The 16,761-nt window shown below is 53.3% G+C and carries 16 protein-coding genes; 3 read left to right on the top strand and 13 right to left on the bottom strand.

Annotated elements, in window-relative coordinates; translation table 11 throughout:
- The first annotated feature begins 345 nt into the window (after positions 1-345).
- Positions 346-1,413: a beta family protein gene (locus AAZT04_RS19140; RefSeq protein ID WP_434681370.1), complete on the top strand. Its 1,068-nt coding sequence runs from the start codon at positions 346-348 to the stop codon at positions 1,411-1,413.
- On the opposite strand, the gene AAZT04_RS19145 is transcribed toward AAZT04_RS19140, so the two are convergent.
- Positions 1,403-1,975 carry a sce7726 family protein gene (locus tag AAZT04_RS19145; RefSeq protein ID WP_434681372.1) on the bottom strand — a complete coding sequence of 191 codons (573 nt, stop codon included), beginning with the start codon at positions 1,973-1,975 and terminating at the stop codon, positions 1,403-1,405. The genes AAZT04_RS19140 and AAZT04_RS19145 overlap by 11 nt on opposite strands.
- 623 nt (positions 1,976-2,598) lie before the next feature.
- Here AAZT04_RS19145 and AAZT04_RS19150 point away from each other — a divergent pair.
- Positions 2,599-3,234 carry a carbonic anhydrase gene (locus AAZT04_RS19150; protein WP_020825036.1) on the top strand — a complete coding sequence of 212 codons (636 nt, stop codon included), beginning with the start codon at positions 2,599-2,601 and terminating at the stop codon, positions 3,232-3,234.
- 133 nt (positions 3,235-3,367) lie between these two features.
- On the opposite strand, the gene AAZT04_RS19155 is transcribed toward AAZT04_RS19150, so the two are convergent.
- The 5 genes from AAZT04_RS19155 to AAZT04_RS19175 form a co-directional block, all read right to left on the bottom strand.
- A complete protein-coding gene (locus AAZT04_RS19155; protein ID WP_434681374.1) occupies positions 3,368-4,486 on the bottom strand; it encodes an HNH endonuclease in 1,119 nt (372 codons plus the stop codon).
- Between the two features lie 254 nt (positions 4,487-4,740).
- Complete coding sequence (locus AAZT04_RS19160; protein ID WP_434681376.1) at positions 4,741-4,932, bottom strand: hypothetical protein; 192 nt, start codon at positions 4,930-4,932, stop codon at positions 4,741-4,743.
- Positions 4,933-4,959: 27 nt separating this feature from the next.
- The gene (locus AAZT04_RS19165; RefSeq protein ID WP_434681378.1) at positions 4,960-6,390 is read right to left on the bottom strand and encodes a 6-phospho-beta-glucosidase; all 1,431 of its coding nucleotides are present in this window, start codon (positions 6,388-6,390) and stop codon (positions 4,960-4,962) included.
- A 225-nt stretch (positions 6,391-6,615) separates the two neighbouring features.
- Entirely contained in the window at positions 6,616-8,058 is a 1,443-nt protein-coding gene (gene ascF / locus AAZT04_RS19170; protein ID WP_434681380.1) for a PTS cellobiose/arbutin/salicin transporter subunit IIBC, read from the bottom strand.
- 140 nt (positions 8,059-8,198) lie between these two features.
- On the bottom strand, positions 8,199-8,405 hold the full coding sequence (locus tag AAZT04_RS19175; protein ID WP_434681382.1) for a hypothetical protein: 207 nt from the start codon (positions 8,403-8,405) through the stop codon (positions 8,199-8,201).
- 117 nt (positions 8,406-8,522) lie between these two features.
- On the opposite strand from AAZT04_RS19175, the gene AAZT04_RS19180 reads away from it, so the two are divergent.
- Positions 8,523-9,545 (top strand): LacI family DNA-binding transcriptional regulator, encoded by a 1,023-nt coding sequence (locus AAZT04_RS19180; RefSeq protein ID WP_434681384.1) that lies wholly within the window; start codon positions 8,523-8,525, stop codon positions 9,543-9,545.
- 17 nt (positions 9,546-9,562) lie between these two features.
- Here the strand turns inward: AAZT04_RS19180 and AAZT04_RS19185 are convergent, their stop codons facing one another.
- From AAZT04_RS19185 to AAZT04_RS19215, 7 genes are all read right to left on the bottom strand, one after another.
- Positions 9,563-10,291, bottom strand: a complete 729-nt coding sequence (locus AAZT04_RS19185) for a Fic family protein (protein ID WP_020825042.1) — start codon at positions 10,289-10,291, stop codon at positions 9,563-9,565.
- A complete protein-coding gene (locus AAZT04_RS19190; protein WP_041415195.1) occupies positions 10,288-10,551 on the bottom strand; it encodes a hypothetical protein in 264 nt (87 codons plus the stop codon). The genes AAZT04_RS19185 and AAZT04_RS19190 overlap by 4 nt, the downstream gene beginning before the upstream one ends.
- A 111-nt stretch (positions 10,552-10,662) precedes the next feature.
- Positions 10,663-11,625 carry a GTPase gene (gene yjiA, locus AAZT04_RS19195; RefSeq protein ID WP_129983269.1) on the bottom strand — a complete coding sequence of 321 codons (963 nt, stop codon included), beginning with the start codon at positions 11,623-11,625 and terminating at the stop codon, positions 10,663-10,665.
- 12 nt (positions 11,626-11,637) lie between these two features.
- Complete coding sequence (locus tag AAZT04_RS19200; RefSeq protein ID WP_004953088.1) at positions 11,638-11,841, bottom strand: YbdD/YjiX family protein; 204 nt, start codon at positions 11,839-11,841, stop codon at positions 11,638-11,640.
- Between the two features lie 67 nt (positions 11,842-11,908).
- Complete coding sequence (locus AAZT04_RS19205; protein WP_261158967.1) at positions 11,909-14,089, bottom strand: carbon starvation CstA family protein; 2,181 nt, start codon at positions 14,087-14,089, stop codon at positions 11,909-11,911.
- Between the two features lie 364 nt (positions 14,090-14,453).
- A complete protein-coding gene (locus AAZT04_RS19210; protein ID WP_129983270.1) occupies positions 14,454-15,164 on the bottom strand; it encodes a trehalose-6-phosphate synthase in 711 nt (236 codons plus the stop codon).
- A gap of 33 nt (positions 15,165-15,197) precedes the next feature.
- Positions 15,198-16,577, bottom strand: a complete 1,380-nt coding sequence (locus AAZT04_RS19215; protein WP_434681388.1) for a glutamine synthetase family protein — start codon at positions 16,575-16,577, stop codon at positions 15,198-15,200.
- Positions 16,578-16,761 lie beyond the last annotated feature (184 nt).

Below are 16,761 nucleotides of genomic sequence, written 5' to 3' on the forward strand. Positions count from 1 at the left end.
TTCAGGGCAAAGACAATCTGTTCTTCGGTGAATCGTGACTTTTTCATCGGCACAACCTCCACTCAGGGGAGTGTTTATCATGCCGGAATTCTGTTTCTGAATGGAGCAGGATTTTGGGGTAGGGTCAGGGTCAGGGTCAGGACAGTATCAGTTTCAATGAATGTATATAATAAGCATAGTTAATTACTAATCTCAAATCCCAGTTCAAAAAACTAATAGTCATTATCAAAAGTTAGATGCGGTTCAATGTTTTCCATTATTTTCATAAGCATACTGTTTAGACACCTAGTGCCATTCGCCCCATGTACTTGTAAAGTACTTTGATAAATCTGACAAGGAATATTAATGAGTCTTCATCACTATTATCCCCAGCTAAAATGGAAACCTGCAGAATATGAGTCTTTGATGCTCCTGGAGCAGACAACAATAGATGGTTTAACCCCAATTATCACAATGCCTGACATTGACTGGGATCATGAAAATGAATGCTATAAAAAAAGCCTCAATGCTTATTTGTCTAACTTCGGCTCTAACTTAGCATCTTCATGGTCAACGAATCGCCCCATTTTTCTTGATTTGAAATACTTAGATGTGCACGGAACAAATCGCCATCACCCACTAGATATGTGTATTCAAGATGCAAGGTCTTTTGGTAAAGAAATTATACCTGTCATCTCGCCTGTATCGTCTCTAAATTACATTCATGCAGTACAACGTAACTTAATAAATGGAATTGCAATTTCAATCACCCCGCAAACATGGCATCTCTTCGGTCAGTTGATTAGTCAGTTTAATCTTCATCCATCTGTTATTGATGTAATTATTGATTTCGGTGATATTCAAAATGCAGATGATAATCTTAAACAGTTAGCTTTGAACGTGTTTAATTCACTTGTTGGTCAAGCACATTGGAGATCGTTGATCATTTCATCTACAGCCTATCCAACTTCTCAGGCAGGTATACCGCAGCATCAAATTTATCCTATTCCAAGGCACGAATACGATCTTTGGTCTTATGTTGTGCAGAATACAAATTTAAATAGAACTCCAAGTTTTAGTGATTACCCTACCGCGAGCTCAACTATTACAAGTGTGGATCCTCGCTTTATGTCACAATACGTGGCGGTGAGATATTCAAATGACACATCGTGGATTTTTGTCAAAGGAACAGCTGTAAAGGGAAATGGTTGGGGTCAAACTAAAAATCTTTGCAACATTTTAGTTAACTCGCCCATTTATAGTGTCTATGGGCCCCAATTTAGTTGGGGGGATGATTACATCAACCAGAGAGCGCTTGGTATAAACAAGTCAGGTGGTTCGAAAGAATGGAGAAAAGTTGCACATACACATCATTTGAAGCTAGTCGTTACGCAACTAACTAGATTGGCTCAAAGTTTATCTGCTAGGCCTTAATTTTCCAGTCAACACGTTTTTTTAAGGCTGTTCTGACTTCATGCCTTAAATCATTAATTGGAATATTTTCTGCAACTACATCCCATAGTTCAAAACGGGGCTTGCTTTTATAACCTTTAGAACAGCCCCATCGTTCAAGCATTTCAAGACACTCTTCCTTCCAAAGGAGTTGAGCAAGTATCAAAGAATTATGCTGGCGGTTTAACTTTTCACCACGCGTATGTTTTATATGGATTGCACCTTTTGGTCCAACTGTAACTGTTTTTACCCCCCACCAATCAGGTATTAATGCCAATGCTCCAGGCAAATGTTTTTCTGCTACAACAAGTGTAACTTTGTCCATAACAGATGAGTAATGCTTAATTTGAAGCGGTAAACGTTCAAGAGAATCGCACTCACTTTTGAGCTCATAGCCATGCAAGACCCCATTGATTACAGCAATGTCTGCTCTACTAGCTCCAAGAGATATGGAAAACTCATCAACAACAAGACAGTCAGGGTCTGAATGTATACCTTTCAATAGCTTACGATGGACTGCCGCTCTAACATCTTGATCTTTCATGAATTTACCTCCCGAAACCTCCTGAAAATTATAGCGCACTGCATTCTACTGTATTTACAAAATTTGGCTAGGGCAATTCTACGTAGTAGAACTGGGCTATTCATTTTCCAAGGGTACTTGCCTCCTGTTAAGTCATGTAATCTCCCCTTGCTCATATCAGACCATGATACCGTTGTTGACAATGTGAAGGCAGCGGCTGAAATATTGCTTTGATAGCCATATCGGTGTTCTACGGGTATGGCTTTATACCCACTCGCAATGTCTATTTTTTGTACGGATTTTAACTTGTGGGTACAAGTGTGGGTATAACTATCTTATGTCTTTTTATAAACTGCATTGATATCAGCCTGTTGAGTTCGAAATTCGATTCCGGCCTTCGCACCATTAGTACAGCGCGAACAAGAAGCCACCGAGAGGTGATTTTTTTGTGCCTGAAATCAGCCCCGCGAGTTTTCCCTATCTAACCCAAACTCATCCATCAACGGATTGTTGCATCCCGTCATCGCCACTTTTGCTGGCACATTCCGCAGTTCCTTGAACGTTCATTTCGATCCAAGAGATGCTGGACTAACCGGGAGTGATGATTATCATGTTATCGATACTACCGATTCAGAGAGCGTGCTATGCAACATATCATTGAAGGTTTCCTCAGCTTCCAGAAAGAGATTTTCCCACAGCGTAAGGAACTCTTCCGCAGCCTTGCCTCCAGCCAGAACCCTAAAGCGCTTTTTATTTCGTGTTCTGACAGTCGCCTGGTGCCCGAACTTGTGACTCAGCAAGATCCGGGGCAGCTTTTCGTTATCCGTAACGCGGGCAACATCGTTCCTTCATTTGGCCCGGAACCGGGCGGGGTGTCTGCGACCATCGAATACGCAGTGGTGGCATTGGGCGTTACGGATATCGTGATTTGCGGCCACTCGAACTGTGGCGCCATGAAGGCGATAGCTTCTTGCCAGTGCCTTGACCCGATGCCGGCAGTGGCCCACTGGCTGCATTATGCTGACGCCGCCAAAGCGGTGGTAGAGAAGAAAACGTGGGATAACGAAATCGACAAAGTTAACGCTATGGTCGAAGAAAACGTTATCGCCCAGCTTAATAACATTAAGACTCACCCGTCCGTTGCCGTGGGTCTGCGCAACAACGGCCTGCGTCTGCACGGCTGGGTGTACGACATCGAAAGTGGCGAGATCCGCACGCTGGATAAAAATACGAAGAATTTCGTTTCGCTGGCAGATAACCCTGAAGTTCACTTCGAATAAAGCGATGCCAGGCCTTGGCGATGACATTGAATCCACGCTCCGGCGTGGATTTTTTTATAGGTAGTTACTTGCTCCCCGTTTCTTTAAGCACCACCCTCGAAACACTTCTACTCCAATAGTTTTTAAATAATGGCTATTTAAAACTCGCCTCTTTCAGCTCCAACTTCACCATCAAAGTCTGGTTCAGCGCTTTCCCATCAACCCCACTGTGTATCCGACGGTGGCAGGTAGGGCAGATGGCGCCAACCCACTGGGGGTGATCGGGGCCTTCATCGGCTAGGCGTTTTGTGTGGTGAGGCTCCAGGTAGGGTTCGCCATTCTTTTTCATGAACGGAGCCGGTTTATCGCATGACTCACAGATGCCATTGGCGCGTTGAAGTACGTATTTTTTCACGTCCTCGCTGCGTTTGAACCAAGAATTCTTGCTGTCACTTTCTTTACGCTGGCCCGTCATCATGGATGATTTTATGGCCTTGGCGCGTAGCTGCTCGAGCGTTTCTTTCTTTTGGTCTATTTCTGATGTAGTGGTGTCATTGTCAACGTCTTGAGCGGAATATACCCGGAATAAATTAAAAACGATCCCTTGCCTCATTTTTTTATCGGTATCTAGACATTGGGTGTAATTCCATGAGTCGCACTCAAACAATCCAACAAATTTTACGCCAGTACGTTTTTTATTATATTCAAATAAAAGTATATCCCTACCATTATCTTTATGGTCTCGGATGTGTTTATTACCATTGGTAAACGCCATATCACCGTTTTGGCCTTCTCCCGTGTAGGAGAAGTGGTCGTCGGTAGACCATCCATCTTTGTACCCATGAGTTTCGCCAATCTCACCAGTAAAAATGAAAATCACGGGGAATTCTTTTGGTGTCGATATGCCACCCTGCTCTTGTCCACCGTAGAGGTCATGGAGGTCTTTACGCTTGTAAAGTTTACCTTTTTCTAATTTCTCCAGAGGGTGTTGTGTTTCAATTACCTCGAAGTCAAGGTTTTTAAATGCTTGGGTGACTGTTTCTAAATTAACATTGAATTTTATTTTATCTGATAGTTTTCCAAGCTGGAGAATATAAGCTGCTGTGGCGATACCATTAATGTCGTACAGGGATTTATTATAACGGACCTTGTGTGTTCTTATTTTTTCAATTTTATTTTTCTTAAGGAAATCATCATAACCTTGATTATTATATTCGTTGATTGCATCTAAAACAGCATCTTTTGAAGATAACATTGCGATCTTAATAGCCAAAACATTTCCCTCATTGCAGAACGGATTCTGATCAATGCGTTTGCGTACTGCCAGCGGCCATGCGTCGTTATCCAGCAGTTAACTCATCGATTTATCGAATGCGTTAACTATGCCAGGCCACGGGGGAAATGCCTACCTTCGTGAATGTGTTTATCGTGATGTGTCAGTCAGATCTATGAGATTTACCGGAGTGATAAGAACGGTATAAAACTAATACCGTTCTTATTATTTATTTTGGTTTTTATTTTAACTTATCAGCTCTGACACTCCATCTCGCGCAGCGCGCTGCCATAGAGGTTACACCGTGCCGGTACTAAGTGAGCCGCCGCGTTGAGGTAGTGATTCAGCTGTTCCCACTGGGTGTCGTCGGATTGCGGGTTCTTTTGCAAAAGTTCACCGAACAGCAGCAGGCCGTGGCAGAATCCTTCGGCCTGTTCGGCTCGCAACAATCGCCCTTATCGCACCCAACCCCATCACCCCAAATCGGCCCCATTAGTGGCAATCACCTGCTTGTACCACCAGAAGGATTTCTTGCGCGTGCGGGCGAGGGTGCCGTTGCCGTTGTCGTCGCGGTCGACGTAAACCAGGCCGTAGCGTTTGCTCATTTCTCCGGTTGAGGCCGCCACCAGGTCAATGCAGCCCCAGGTGGTGTAGCCCATCACCGGCACGCCGTCGGCGATGGCGTCGGCCATGGCACGGATGTGTTCCCGCAGGTAGCTGATGCGGTAATCGTCGGCTATCTCGCCGTCGGCATTGAACTCGTCGTGTGCGCCCAGGCCGTTTTCCACCAGAAACAGCGGTTTTTGGTAGCGGTCGTACATCATGTTCATGGTGATGCGCAAACCCAACGGGTCGATGCCCCAGCCCCAGTCGCTGCGCGGAATATGCGGGTTGGTCAGGGATTTCACCACGTTGGCGGCGCTGCTGTTGTTGTCGTTCATATCGGCAGACGCGCAGCGCGAGGCGTAATAGCTGAAGGAGACAAAATCGACGGTGTTCTTCAGGATTTCGGCGTCGCCTTCCTCCATCACGATGCTTACGCCTTTCTCGCGGAACACCCGGGCAGAGTAAGCAGGGTAGGCGCCGCGGGCCTGCACGTCGATAAAGAACAGGTTCTCGCGGTCTTTCTCCAGCGCGGCCCACACGTCTTCCGGCTTGCTGGACCAGGGGTAGAAATTGCCGCCCGCCAGCATGCAGCTCACCTGGTTGGCGGGGTTCACTTCATGCGCGATGCGGGTTGCCAGCGCACTGGCCACCAGTTCGTGGTGTACGGCCTGGTATTTTACCTGCTCGGGGTTCTCGCCTGCCTCAAACACCAATCCTGCGCCGGAGAACGGGCTGTGCAGCACAATGTTGATCTCGTTGAAGGTGAGCCAATACTTCACCAGCCCGTCGAAGGCTTCGAAGCAGGTGCGGGCATAGCGGGTGAAAAACTCCACCATTTTGCGGCTGCGCCAGGAGCCGTATTCGGTCACCAGGTGCATAGGCACGTCGAAATGGCACAGCGTCACCAGCGGTTCGATGCCGTATTTACGGCACTCTTCGAACAGGCTGCGGTAGAAGGCGATGCCTTCCGGGTTGGGCGTCAGCTCGTCGCCGTTCGGGTAAATCCGGCTCCAGGCGATGGAGGTGCGGAACACGCTAAAGCCCATCTCCGCCATCAGCGCGATGTCATCGCGGTAGCGGTGGTAAAAATCAATCGCGTCGTGGCTGGGGTAAAACTCGTCTTCGCGCAGGGTAAAGCGCTTCTCCAGGCCCAGCTTCACCGGCATGCGGTTGGGGCCATGCGGGATCATGTCAACCGTGGTCAGCCCTTTGCCACCCTCGCGATAGCCCCCTTCCGACTGGTTGGCGGCCAAGGCGCCGCCCCATAAAAAACCTTGCGGGAATGTTGAATCAGACATGCAATCCTCAATAATTACCCGTCATACTTGAAGCTGCCTCTGTGTTGGCTGCGTTACAAGACCCATCCGTGGGTCTTGCCCCTTCGGGGCCGCTGCAAGCAGCGTTCAAATCTGTTCCTGACAGATTTGTCGCACACCCCAGTCACTTAGCTGACTAAGCTCCTGGGGATGTACGGCCTTGCCGCCGTGATGCAACACCAATTATGTAGGGTAAAAAATAGTGTGTTAATGGGTAGCGTTAGCGGTATTGGCCGCAGGCGCGGTTGTCGTTGGGGCCTCTTCGCTTTCCGGAATGTCTTCAAAGCCCAACAGCAGCGTGAGCACGAATGACAGCACCACGGAAAGCACCATCACGCCGCCGACCCAGACAATGCTCATCGGGTTCGACGGGTCAAAGAACTGCACGCTGGTGAACAGACCGGGTGAGGCCATCGAATGGCTGGCTAATCCGCCAATGCCGGCGACGGCGCCGCAGATAAAGCCGCTGATCAGGCTGGCGATTAATGGACGTTTGAGCCGCACCGCCACGCCGTACAGCGCCGGTTCGGAAATGCCCGCCACAATGGCGGAAGCGGCGGCGGCCAAGGCGGTCTGGCGCAGCTCGCGGTTCTTGGTTTTGAACGCCACCGCCAGCGAAGAGCCGCCGAGCGACAGGTTGGCGCCAATCTCCGAAGGCATCACCATGCCCTCTTTGCCGGTTTCGGCGATGGTCTGAATGATGGTCGGGGTGAATACGCGGTGCATGCCGGTCATCACCAGCAGCGGCCAGATCGCCCCCATAATGGCGACGGAAAGCCAGCCCAAATAGCCATGCACGGTGTACACCAGCGCCGAGATACCGCTGCCGATCCAGATGCCCAGCGGGCCGATCAACACAATCGCGATCGGCGCGGCGATCAGCACAATCAGCATCGGTTTAAGGAAGTTCTTGGTCACCGCCGGGGTGATGCGATCGACCCATCGCTCGATATACGACAGGATCCAGGTCATCACCAACGCCGGGATCACCGTGTAGGTGTATTTCACCGCCGTCACCGGAATGTAGGCGAACTCCACCGCCTGGCCCTGCGCCGCCTTGGCCATCAGATCGATAAAGTTAGGGTGCAACAGCACACCGGCAATGGCGATCGCCAGCGACATGTTGGTTTTGAATTTAAGGGCGGCCGACGCGGCGACCATCACCGGCAGGAAGAAGAACGCGCCGTCGCCAATCACGTTGAGGATGATCAGCGTCGACGAGCCTTTATCGAACACGCCGGCCATATCCAGGATCATCGCCAGCAGCTTCACCATCGAACCGCCGATGATGGCCGGGATCAGCGGCGACATGGTGCCGACCAGCGCGTCGAGAATGCCGGCGCCAATGCTTTTCAGGGAGATTTTGCGTTTTGCAGGCGCGGCGGCAGGAGCGTTACCCGGCATGCCGAGCGCCAGCACCGCCTGATAGGCTTTCGACACTTCGTTGCCGATGATCACCTGGCACAGCTCGCCGCTGTGCACCACGCCCATCACGCCGCTAATCGCTTTGAGTCTTGGCGTGTCGATCAGCGCCTTGTCTTTCACCACGAATCGCAGGCGGGTCATGCAGTGCGTAACGGCTTCGACGTTCGCGCGGCCGCCCAACGCAGCCACGATGGCCTGCGAGATCTCTGTGTAGTTCTTCGGCATGGAGTATCGTCTCTTAGATTATGGGTATACCCGTCATACTTGAAGCTGCATCTGTGTTGGCTGCGTTATAAGACCCATCGTGGGTCTTGCCCCTTCGGGGCCGCTGCAAGCAGCGTTCAAATCTGTTCCCGACAGATTTGTCACTCACCCGAATCACTTACTTGAGTAAGCTCATCGGGATGAGACTCGCTGGCCGCCTTGAGGCCGCTCCAATTATTTAGGGTATAAGTACGCGCCTGGGCGATCCGCCGTTCCATCTCAATGAAACGCCCACAAGAAACCGGTTTCACAAAATCATGATTATCTGTTTTAACTCTGGCAAGAATTATGATTTTTTGGTTTTTCATTTCGTGAAGTCAGTCACTTTAAGGCTGGGGAGGGCGGCAACGGCAGGCGCGAAAACATTCCAAAGGCGGTGCGTCTTGGGTAGACTGCGCGGAACCCTGGATTTTGACGGCGCAGAGATGGCAACAATACTTGAGGTGGCAAAAAGGGCCGGCGTTTCGAAAGCGACGGTGTCCCGCGTGTTATCCGGCAGCGGCTATGTGGGCCCGGAGAAGCGCGAACGGGTAGAGAAAGCCATCGCCGAGACCGGCTATCGGCCCAATCTGCTGGCGCGCAACCTCGCCACCAAAACCACTCAGACCATCGGGTTGGTGGTCACCAACACGCTGTACAGCGGCAACTATTTCAGCGAGCTGATGTTCCAGTCGGCGCGCATCATGGAAGAGCACGGCCGCCAACTGATCCTGGCGGACGGCAAACACACCGCCGAAGAAGAAAAGGCCGCCATTCAATTCCTGCTGGATCTGCGCTGTGACGGCGTGATCATCTACCCGCGCTTTCTGTCGATTGCGGAAATGGACGAGATCATCTCCCAGCACAAACAGCCGATCCTGGTGATCAACCGTCGGTTAAGGCTGAACGACAGCTACTGCATCTTCAGCGATCAGCACGCCACCAGCGCGGCGGCAGTGGGGCACCTGATCGAACAGGGGCATCGCGATATCGCATTCATCACCGGCTCGCTGGATTCGCCCACCGGGCTGGAGCGGCTTTCCGGCTATAAAGCCGCGTTGGCGGAGCACGGGATCGCCGTCAATAGCGCCCTGATTGTCGAGGGGAAGTGGAATGCGCAAAGCGGCATGGCGGCGGTTGATACGCTGGTGGCCAGCGGCTGCACGTTCAGCGCCATTGTTGCCAGCAACGATGAAATGGCTATCGGTGCCATCAAGCGGTTGGCGGAGCGCCAAATTCCGGTGCCGTCCGCCGTTTCGGTGATTGGTTTTGATGACATCCCTCTGGCACCTTATACCATCCCTTCGCTCTCCAGCATGAAAATGCCGGTAACCGATATGATCAAGGAAACCATCAATCGGTTGGTGTCGATGCTGGACGGCGGCGAGCTGAGCAAACGCCCCACCTTCCCGGCCAGCCTGATCCTGCGTGATTCGGTAGCGGTGGGGCCTTATTTTCAGAAGGGGTAAGGGGGAGGCGGGTTTTATTATTTCCCACGGTACGTCATATAAATTTTTTGAATTTCAGGATCATCCAGACTGCCGTAGGAGATATTTTCTTTATCTAAGCCATCCAGCCCTTTTATCCCTCCGATGATGGTCGGCCAGTCATCACGGCTTGATATGTCGACGACAAAAGGCTGCAGATAATGGTCAAGATGTCTCTGAGAAGGGGCGTTTATCTCGTCAGTCAAAGCCTGGAGATAGTCATTTTTATTGCTCTCTGGCCAGTTAATGGTGAATCCGGCACGGAAGCTGAGTTCCATAAACACCAGCAAAATAGTACGGCCATTGCCGTCAAGAAAGGGATGCGCAAAAGCCAATAATCCCATAACCTCCCCTGGCCGTTCCCTGAAGCGTTCCTTGTCCACTGCGAGTCGCAGTGCATAATCAACGGCCAGACGAATAGAATCAGGTCGCTCAAAGACAGTATGGCGCGAATTTTTCTCTGAGCCTTTGAAGACGGCCAGATGAGGAACTAGTTCATTTCGATCCTTTCCCGCCCAAGGATAGAAGTCAGAGAAAAGAATTTCGTGAACTTTAAGAACAGACGAGTAGTTGATGTGCTTTGTTTGGGCGAGATAACTGAGGGCATCTTCGATACTTAATTCGAAAGAGAGATGTTCAGACTTTTTTATTTCAGCCGGTTCTTTGAGGTGCAGGGTATTCTGAAGATAGCCAGCAGCATCAAAGTCGCCGAACGGGTCAAAAATCATGTTGTTAATTTCTTGCGGGCATTCCTTTGTTCAAGGAAGTAACGACCCTGAAGGCTAAGTATTTCAGACTTGGTAAGCACACCTTTGCGTTTAAGATTAACCATGAGTTGTTCAACGTCATCCAATTCGACGGTGTCGTCAGCCAGACCAGTAATGGCAACCGCCATACGGCTAATGCCGTCGCGGTAATCTGTAATTTCATGATCTTTTGCGAGTTTATGGACATAACGTGCAACACTAACGAGAGATCTTTGCGGCATTTTGGCATCCTCAGTCATTGCTCATATTTTAGCATGCCACTGCTGTTCTGTCTTCGCAGCGCAACCTATGATGGCACTTCAGACTGCGCCACTTAACTCGAAAGGACTCTATCAACCCAACTCGGCAAACCTTGCCCGGATCTCCTCCTCCGGCAAATCTACGCCAATAAACACCAAGGTGCTGCGGCGCTCTTCCTCCTGCAGCCACTCGCGATCCCAGTCGGCGTTATACAGCCGTTGTACGCCCTGGAATAACAGCCGGCGCGGCTCGTCCTTGATCGACAAAATGCCCTTGTAGCGCAGCAGGCTGTCGGCATATTCCAGCAGCAGGCCTTCCATCACTTCGGAAATCTGCATCAGTTCCAGCGGTTGGTCGTGGTACACCACGATCGAACCAATGTTGTTTTGCGCTTGCGGAATGCGGCGGAACAGCGGCGTCGGCGGCGTTAGGGTCAGCTTGTCGTTCAGCACAAAGCCTTCGATGTCGAACAGTACGCTGAGATCGATATCGCCGTGCGTCACTTTATACACCGGTGCGCGGGCGTTCATCTGCTGCAGGCGTTGGATCAGCGCTTCGCAGTCCGGTGCCACGTCGGTTTTGGTCAGCAGAATGCGGTCGGCGTAGCCCACCTGCGCCTGCGCGATGCTGAACTGGGTCAGTTGTTGGTCGGCATGTGCGGCGTCTACCAGGGTGATGATGCCGTCCAGCAGGAAGCGTTCGCAGAGGATCTCGTGCGAGAAAAAGGTCTGGGTGATTGGGCCGGGATCGGCCATGCCGGTGCATTCGATGATCAGTCGATCGAACGCCAACTGGCCCTGGTCTACGCCGTCCAGCAAGTCCAGCAGCGCATCGGCCAGTTCGTTGGATTTGCTGCAGCAGATGCAGCCGTTGCTCAGGGTGGTGATGCGGCTGGCGCGGTCGCCAATCAGCGCATTGTCGATCGGCACTTCGCCGAATTCGTTTTCGATTACCGCAATCTTGTAGCCGTGCTCGGCGTTGAGAATATGGCGTAGCAGAGTGGTTTTACCGGCGCCCAAAAAGCCGGTCAGAATGGTGACTGCGATGGGTTTCATTACGGGTCCTTATTAACAGCAGCGCATGCCGCCTTTGCCGTCCCCACCGTAGCGGGCCTGCTGGCGTTCGCGGAAAAACTCTTTATAGGTCATCACCGGTTTGTCCGGGTGGTTGTCTTTCATGTGCTGGACGTAGGTATCGTAGTCGGGCACGCCCACTAACATGCGCGCTGCCTGACCGAGGTATTTCCCCGCCTGGCCGAGATTTCCGAACATCGCCTTCTCCCCAAAAAATTACCCTGCATAACAGCTTTCATTATGCAGGGTATCCGTTAAATCACCATCAGTGCTGCGGTGAAACTTTGACGTCCCCCTCAGTTACGCCGTTGGAGGGCGCTTCTACAGGCACCGGCACGTACGGCGTTTCCTGGTCGCTGCGGTTCGGGTTTTTATGCGCCGCCATGGCGGTTTTCACCCCGTAGAAGATGATGCTGTACACCACCAGCAGGAACAGAATGCTCAGCCCGGCGTTGGTGTAGTTGTTCACCACGATATGGTTCATGTTAGCCACTTGCTGAGCGGTCAGCTCGGCACCGCCTTCGGCGATTTTGCGCTTGTACTCACCGGCCTGGAAGAAGAAGCCTTCCAACTGAGGGTTGTCGCTGAACAGCTTCAGACCCAGGGCGTAAGTGGTACAAATCAGCAGCCATACCGCCGGCAGCACGGTGACCCAAATGTATTGGGTGCGCTTCATCTTAATCAGCACCACGGTACCCAACACCAGCGCCACGGCGGCCAGCATCTGGTTGGAGATGCCGAACAGCGGCCACAGGCTCTTCACGCCGCCGAGCGGATCGACCACCCCTTGATACAACAGGTAACCCCACAGGCCCACGCAGCCGGCGGTGCCGACAATACCGGCCACCAGCGAGTCGGTTTTTTTCAGGAACGGCACGAAGTTGCCCAGCAGGTCCTGCAGCATAAAGCGGCCGGAACGGGTACCGGCATCCAGCGCGGTCAGAATAAACAGCGCTTCAAACAGAATACCGAAGTGGTACCAGAAGCCCATGTTGGCACCAGGAATGATCTGGTGGAATACGTGGGCGATACCCACTGCCAGCGTAGGTGCGCCACCGGCGCGGTTCAGCACCGAAGGCTCGCCGATGTCCTTGGCGGTCTGCAGGATCTGTTCCGGGCTGATGACAAAGCCCCATGAGCTAACGGTCGCCGCCGCGTGAGCGGTCACATCTTTCAGTGACGCCATGATCATCGGCGCATCTTCGGTACCCAAACGGTGCAGGTCAGGCATGGTGATGCCCAGTGCTGCCGGCGGGGTGTTCATGGCGAAGTACAGGCCCGGCTCGATAATCGAAGCCGCCACCAACGCCATGATGGCCACGAAGGACTCCATCAGCATCGCGCCGTAACCGATAAAGCGCGCGTCTTTTTCATTGGCCAGCAGCTTCGGCGTGGTGCCGGAAGCGATCAACGCATGGAAACCGGAAACCGCACCGCAGGCGATGGTAATGAACAGGAACGGGAACACCGAGCCTTTCCACACCGGGCCTGTCCCGTCGACAAACTGGGTGATCGCCGGCATTTTCAGCTCAGGGTTGAGGATCACGATGCCAATCGCCAGCCCGACGATAACGCCAATTTTCAGGAAGGTCGCCAGATAGTCGCGCGGCGCCAGGATCAGCCAGACCGGCAGCAGGGCGGAAACGAACGCATAACCAATCAGCGTATAGGTGATGGTGGTGTCTTTAAAGGTCAGCGCCGGGCCCCAGTACGGGTCGTGGGCGATCACGCCGCCGAACCAGATGGAAGCCACCAGCAGCACGATGCCAATGATCGACACTTCGCCCACCCGTCCCGGACGCAGGAAGCGCATGTAAACGCCCATAAACAGGGCAATCGGCACGGTGGAACAGACGGTGAACACGCCCCACGGGCTTTCCGCCAGCGCTTTCACCACGATCAGGGCCAGCACCGCCAGGATGATGATCATGATCAGGAAGCAGCCAAACAGCGCGATGGTCCCCGGTACCGGGCCCATTTCCTTTTTGATTATCTCGCCAAGCGAAGCGCCGTTGCGGCGCGAGGAAATGAACAGCACCATAAAGTCCTGCACCGCCCCCGCCAGCACCACGCCGCCCAGTAGCCACAGCGTGCCGGGCAGGTAGCCGACCTGCGCTGCCAGCACCGGGCCCACCAGTGGTCCAGCCCCGGCAATGGCGGCGAAGTGGTGGCCGAACAGCACGTTTTTGTTGGTTGGCACGTAGTTCAGACCGTCGTTATTGACCACCGCCGGCGTCGCGCGGAAGGCGTCCAGCTTCATCACCTTGGTGGCGATGTACAGGCTGTAATAACGGTAAGCCACCAGATACACCGCCACCGAGGCGACGATGATCCACAGCGCGCTGATGTGTTCGCCACGGCGCAGCGCAACCACGCCCAGGCAGGACGCGCCGAGTATTCCCAGCAGCATCCAGGGTATGTGTTTTAAAATCCCCTCTCTGTTCATTGAGGTGTCCTTAGTTCAAATCTGCAAAATGAGTGAGTTAACCCGCTTATAAGATGTTTCAGGCACGCGGCCCGGTGCGGATAACGTTCGGGTACGAACTCTAAATAATTCGAGTGGCATTGAGGCGGCAAGGGCGCGAAGCCCGATGAACTTACATAAGTAAGTGATTCGGGTGAGCAATCGTAGCCAACAACGATGCAACTTGAAGTATGACGAGTTTAGGAACAGCTCATCATTGCGGGTTGGGGCTGGGGAAGACATGCGAATTTCAGTCAACGGTGCTATAGGGTGCCGAACGGTTGAAATCCCGGGGTGAGCGGTTGGGCGTTGCAGGGGGAGTGGCAACGCCCCACCGAGGGGCGGGTCAGTAAATCTTTCTGGCGTTGATCCCAGCGGGGAAAATGCCGGTGGCGAAGATGTGCCCGTTAACCTGCAACTGGCCGTCGGGCAGCATTTCGACCGGGTATTCGTGGGTCAGATAACTGAGAAAGTTATTGCGGTCGTCGAGCGTCTGAAAGCCGATCAGGTCGTAGAAAAACAGCGATTCGATTAAGCCGTGGTGCTCGGGGATCTGTCTGAGCAGCGCCGTCGACGGGAACGGCAAATGGAAGAAGAACGCGCAGGGGTTCAGCAACCCCTGTTCTTTCAGCGCCTGGCCGCAGGGCAACAGCTGGTAATCATCAATACAGATGATGTCGTTCGGGCAAACATACTCGCAGGCGATATCGGCGAAATGCCGGTTGAGTTGCCGATAAGCGCGGTAGTTCTCCGGCGTGAAATGCGCCTTCTCCGGGTGGTTATGGAACACTGGCCACAGGCCATCGTGATAGTAGCCCTGATAGTGGAAGTGAAACTCCTCGGTCGATAACGGAAAGGTCACCTGCTCGTAGCCGCTGCGGTGCTGGTAACTGACTGGGCGCAGCGGCGCATCGCCAAAGTTCTGTACGTCACCGTTCCAGCCCAGCCACAACCCGCGATCGTCGTCGCTCTGGCTGTCAGGCGATAGGGCCTGCGTAGCGCAGGCCAGATCCTTGCTGTCACACTGCTTATTCGAGATCAAAACCAAACGAGACATGCTGCGTTCCTTGTTCAGGTTACGAATAGGGGGTTAAAGCATCCAGCGGGTTTCCGCTTCGGTGACCTGCGCTTCAAAGCGGCGCAGCTCGGCGCTCTTGCAGGTGTGCCACAGCGCGGCAAACGCTGGGCCGAGGCTTTCCTGCAAGGGTAGGGTTTGCCGGAATAACGCCAATGCTTCCTGCTGGCTGAGCGGCAGTGCCACCGCGTCGCCATTTTCATAGCCGTTGCCGCAGGCCGCCGGTGGCAGGGGCTGTGCGTGCTCCAGCCCATACAGCATGCCGCTCAGCATCGCCGCTACGGCCAGATACGGGTTGGCATCGGCCCCGGCCAGCCGGTATTCGATGCGCTGGTTGGCATGGTCGGCGCAGGGTAAACGCAGTGCCACCGTGCGGTTATTGTGCCCCCAGGAGGCGCGCAGCGGCACGTGCATACCGGGACGAAAGCGGCGGAACGCGTTAACGTTGGGCGCGAATATCGCCATCGAGGCTGGCATCAGCGCCAGCATGCCCGCCATCACCTGCGTCATGGTGGCGCTCAACTCGCCCGGCAGGCTTGCCAGCAGGTTGTTGCCCTGCTCATCCTGCAGGCTGATATGAAAATGCAAACCGCTACCGGCGGCCTGAGCACAGGGCTTGGCCATAAAGCAGGCGTGCTGGTGGTGTTTCTCGGCGATCTGGCGCGTCAGCCGCTTCAGGGCCAGCACCTGATCGCAGGCCTCCAGTACGCGAGCGCTGTGATGCAGATTCAGCTCATACTGGCCGGAGGCGGCTTCGGCGACCACGCCGGTCAGCGGCAAGGCCTGCCGCCGGGCCTGATGTTCGATGTCATTGAGCAACGCCTGGTGGCGCTCCGGTGCATCGACAGAAAAACTCTGCGTCGGGCACTGTCCGGCGTCAGCCGGTTGCTGCAGCGGATCCTGTAGATAAAACTCCAGCTCTGCCGCCACGACCGGGAAGTAACCCTTGGCATGCAGGCGTTTGAGCACCCGTTGCAGCACCACGCGCGGCTCCAGTTCGCAGGCGTCGCCGTCGGCATTTTTCATCGTCAGCAGCAATTGGGCATGGTGCTGCGGATCGCGGGCGCAGGGCCGCAAGGTTCCGGGCACCGGCAGGCACAACCTGTCCGGCTCGCCGGCCTGCTGGCCCAGCCCGCTTTCTTCAATGACCTGGCCGCCAAGATCCATGGCGTAGATCGACAGCGGGAAATAACAGCCTTTATCCAGCGCAAACACCTCGGCGACAGGCAGCCGTTTCCCGCGGAATTGACCGTTCAGATCGTTGAGATAAATATCGACGTGTTCGGTGTCCGGATAGCGCTGTAAATACTGTTCTACTTCTTTGTGGAATGAACGCGCCTGCGAAGCAGGAATATCTGCCAGCAGTGGGTTAAAACCAATAACGTTAGCATGCATGGCAGCCCCCGAAATGAATTAAAGCCGCGGGGGAAATTATTATCAGGGCAGGGGATAAACACATGAGGCATCCGTCTCGTAAGGCCATATTGGCGATGTAATGATGTTATCTGCGCCCCTAAAACCTGTCTGTAAAAACGCCGTAACTTTATTTATAACCGGAATAAAAAAGGTGTAAATAAGG

This window comes from Serratia sp. Je.1.23.a (assembly GCF_051129805.1).
GTDB classification, from domain to species: domain Bacteria; phylum Pseudomonadota; class Gammaproteobacteria; order Enterobacterales; family Enterobacteriaceae; genus Serratia; species Serratia liquefaciens.

Coding starts and splice junctions, on each gene's coding strand:
- AAZT04_RS19140 (WP_434681370.1), top strand. CDS start 346: ATGAGTCTTCATCACTATTATCCCCAGCTAAAATGGAAACCTGCAGAA.
- AAZT04_RS19145 (WP_434681372.1), bottom strand. CDS start 1,975: ATGAAAGATCAAGATGTTAGAGCGGCAGTCCATCGTAAGCTATTGAAA.
- AAZT04_RS19150 (WP_020825036.1), top strand. CDS start 2,599: ATGCAACATATCATTGAAGGTTTCCTCAGCTTCCAGAAAGAGATTTTC.
- AAZT04_RS19165 (WP_434681378.1), bottom strand. CDS start 6,390: ATGTCTGATTCAACATTCCCGCAAGGTTTTTTATGGGGCGGCGCCTTG.
- ascF (WP_434681380.1), bottom strand. CDS start 8,058: ATGCCGAAGAACTACACAGAGATCTCGCAGGCCATCGTGGCTGCGTTG.
- AAZT04_RS19175 (WP_434681382.1), bottom strand. CDS start 8,405: ATGAAAAACCAAAAAATCATAATTCTTGCCAGAGTTAAAACAGATAAT.
- AAZT04_RS19180 (WP_434681384.1), top strand. CDS start 8,523: ATGGCAACAATACTTGAGGTGGCAAAAAGGGCCGGCGTTTCGAAAGCG.
- AAZT04_RS19185 (WP_020825042.1), bottom strand. CDS start 10,291: ATGATTTTTGACCCGTTCGGCGACTTTGATGCTGCTGGCTATCTTCAG.
- AAZT04_RS19190 (WP_041415195.1), bottom strand. CDS start 10,551: ATGCCGCAAAGATCTCTCGTTAGTGTTGCACGTTATGTCCATAAACTC.
- yjiA (WP_129983269.1), bottom strand. CDS start 11,625: ATGAAACCCATCGCAGTCACCATTCTGACCGGCTTTTTGGGCGCCGGT.
- AAZT04_RS19200 (WP_004953088.1), bottom strand. CDS start 11,841: ATGTTCGGAAATCTCGGCCAGGCGGGGAAATACCTCGGTCAGGCAGCG.
- AAZT04_RS19205 (WP_261158967.1), bottom strand. CDS start 14,089: ATGAACAGAGAGGGGATTTTAAAACACATACCCTGGATGCTGCTGGGA.
- AAZT04_RS19210 (WP_129983270.1), bottom strand. CDS start 15,164: ATGTCTCGTTTGGTTTTGATCTCGAATAAGCAGTGTGACAGCAAGGAT.
- AAZT04_RS19215 (WP_434681388.1), bottom strand. CDS start 16,577: ATGCATGCTAACGTTATTGGTTTTAACCCACTGCTGGCAGATATTCCT.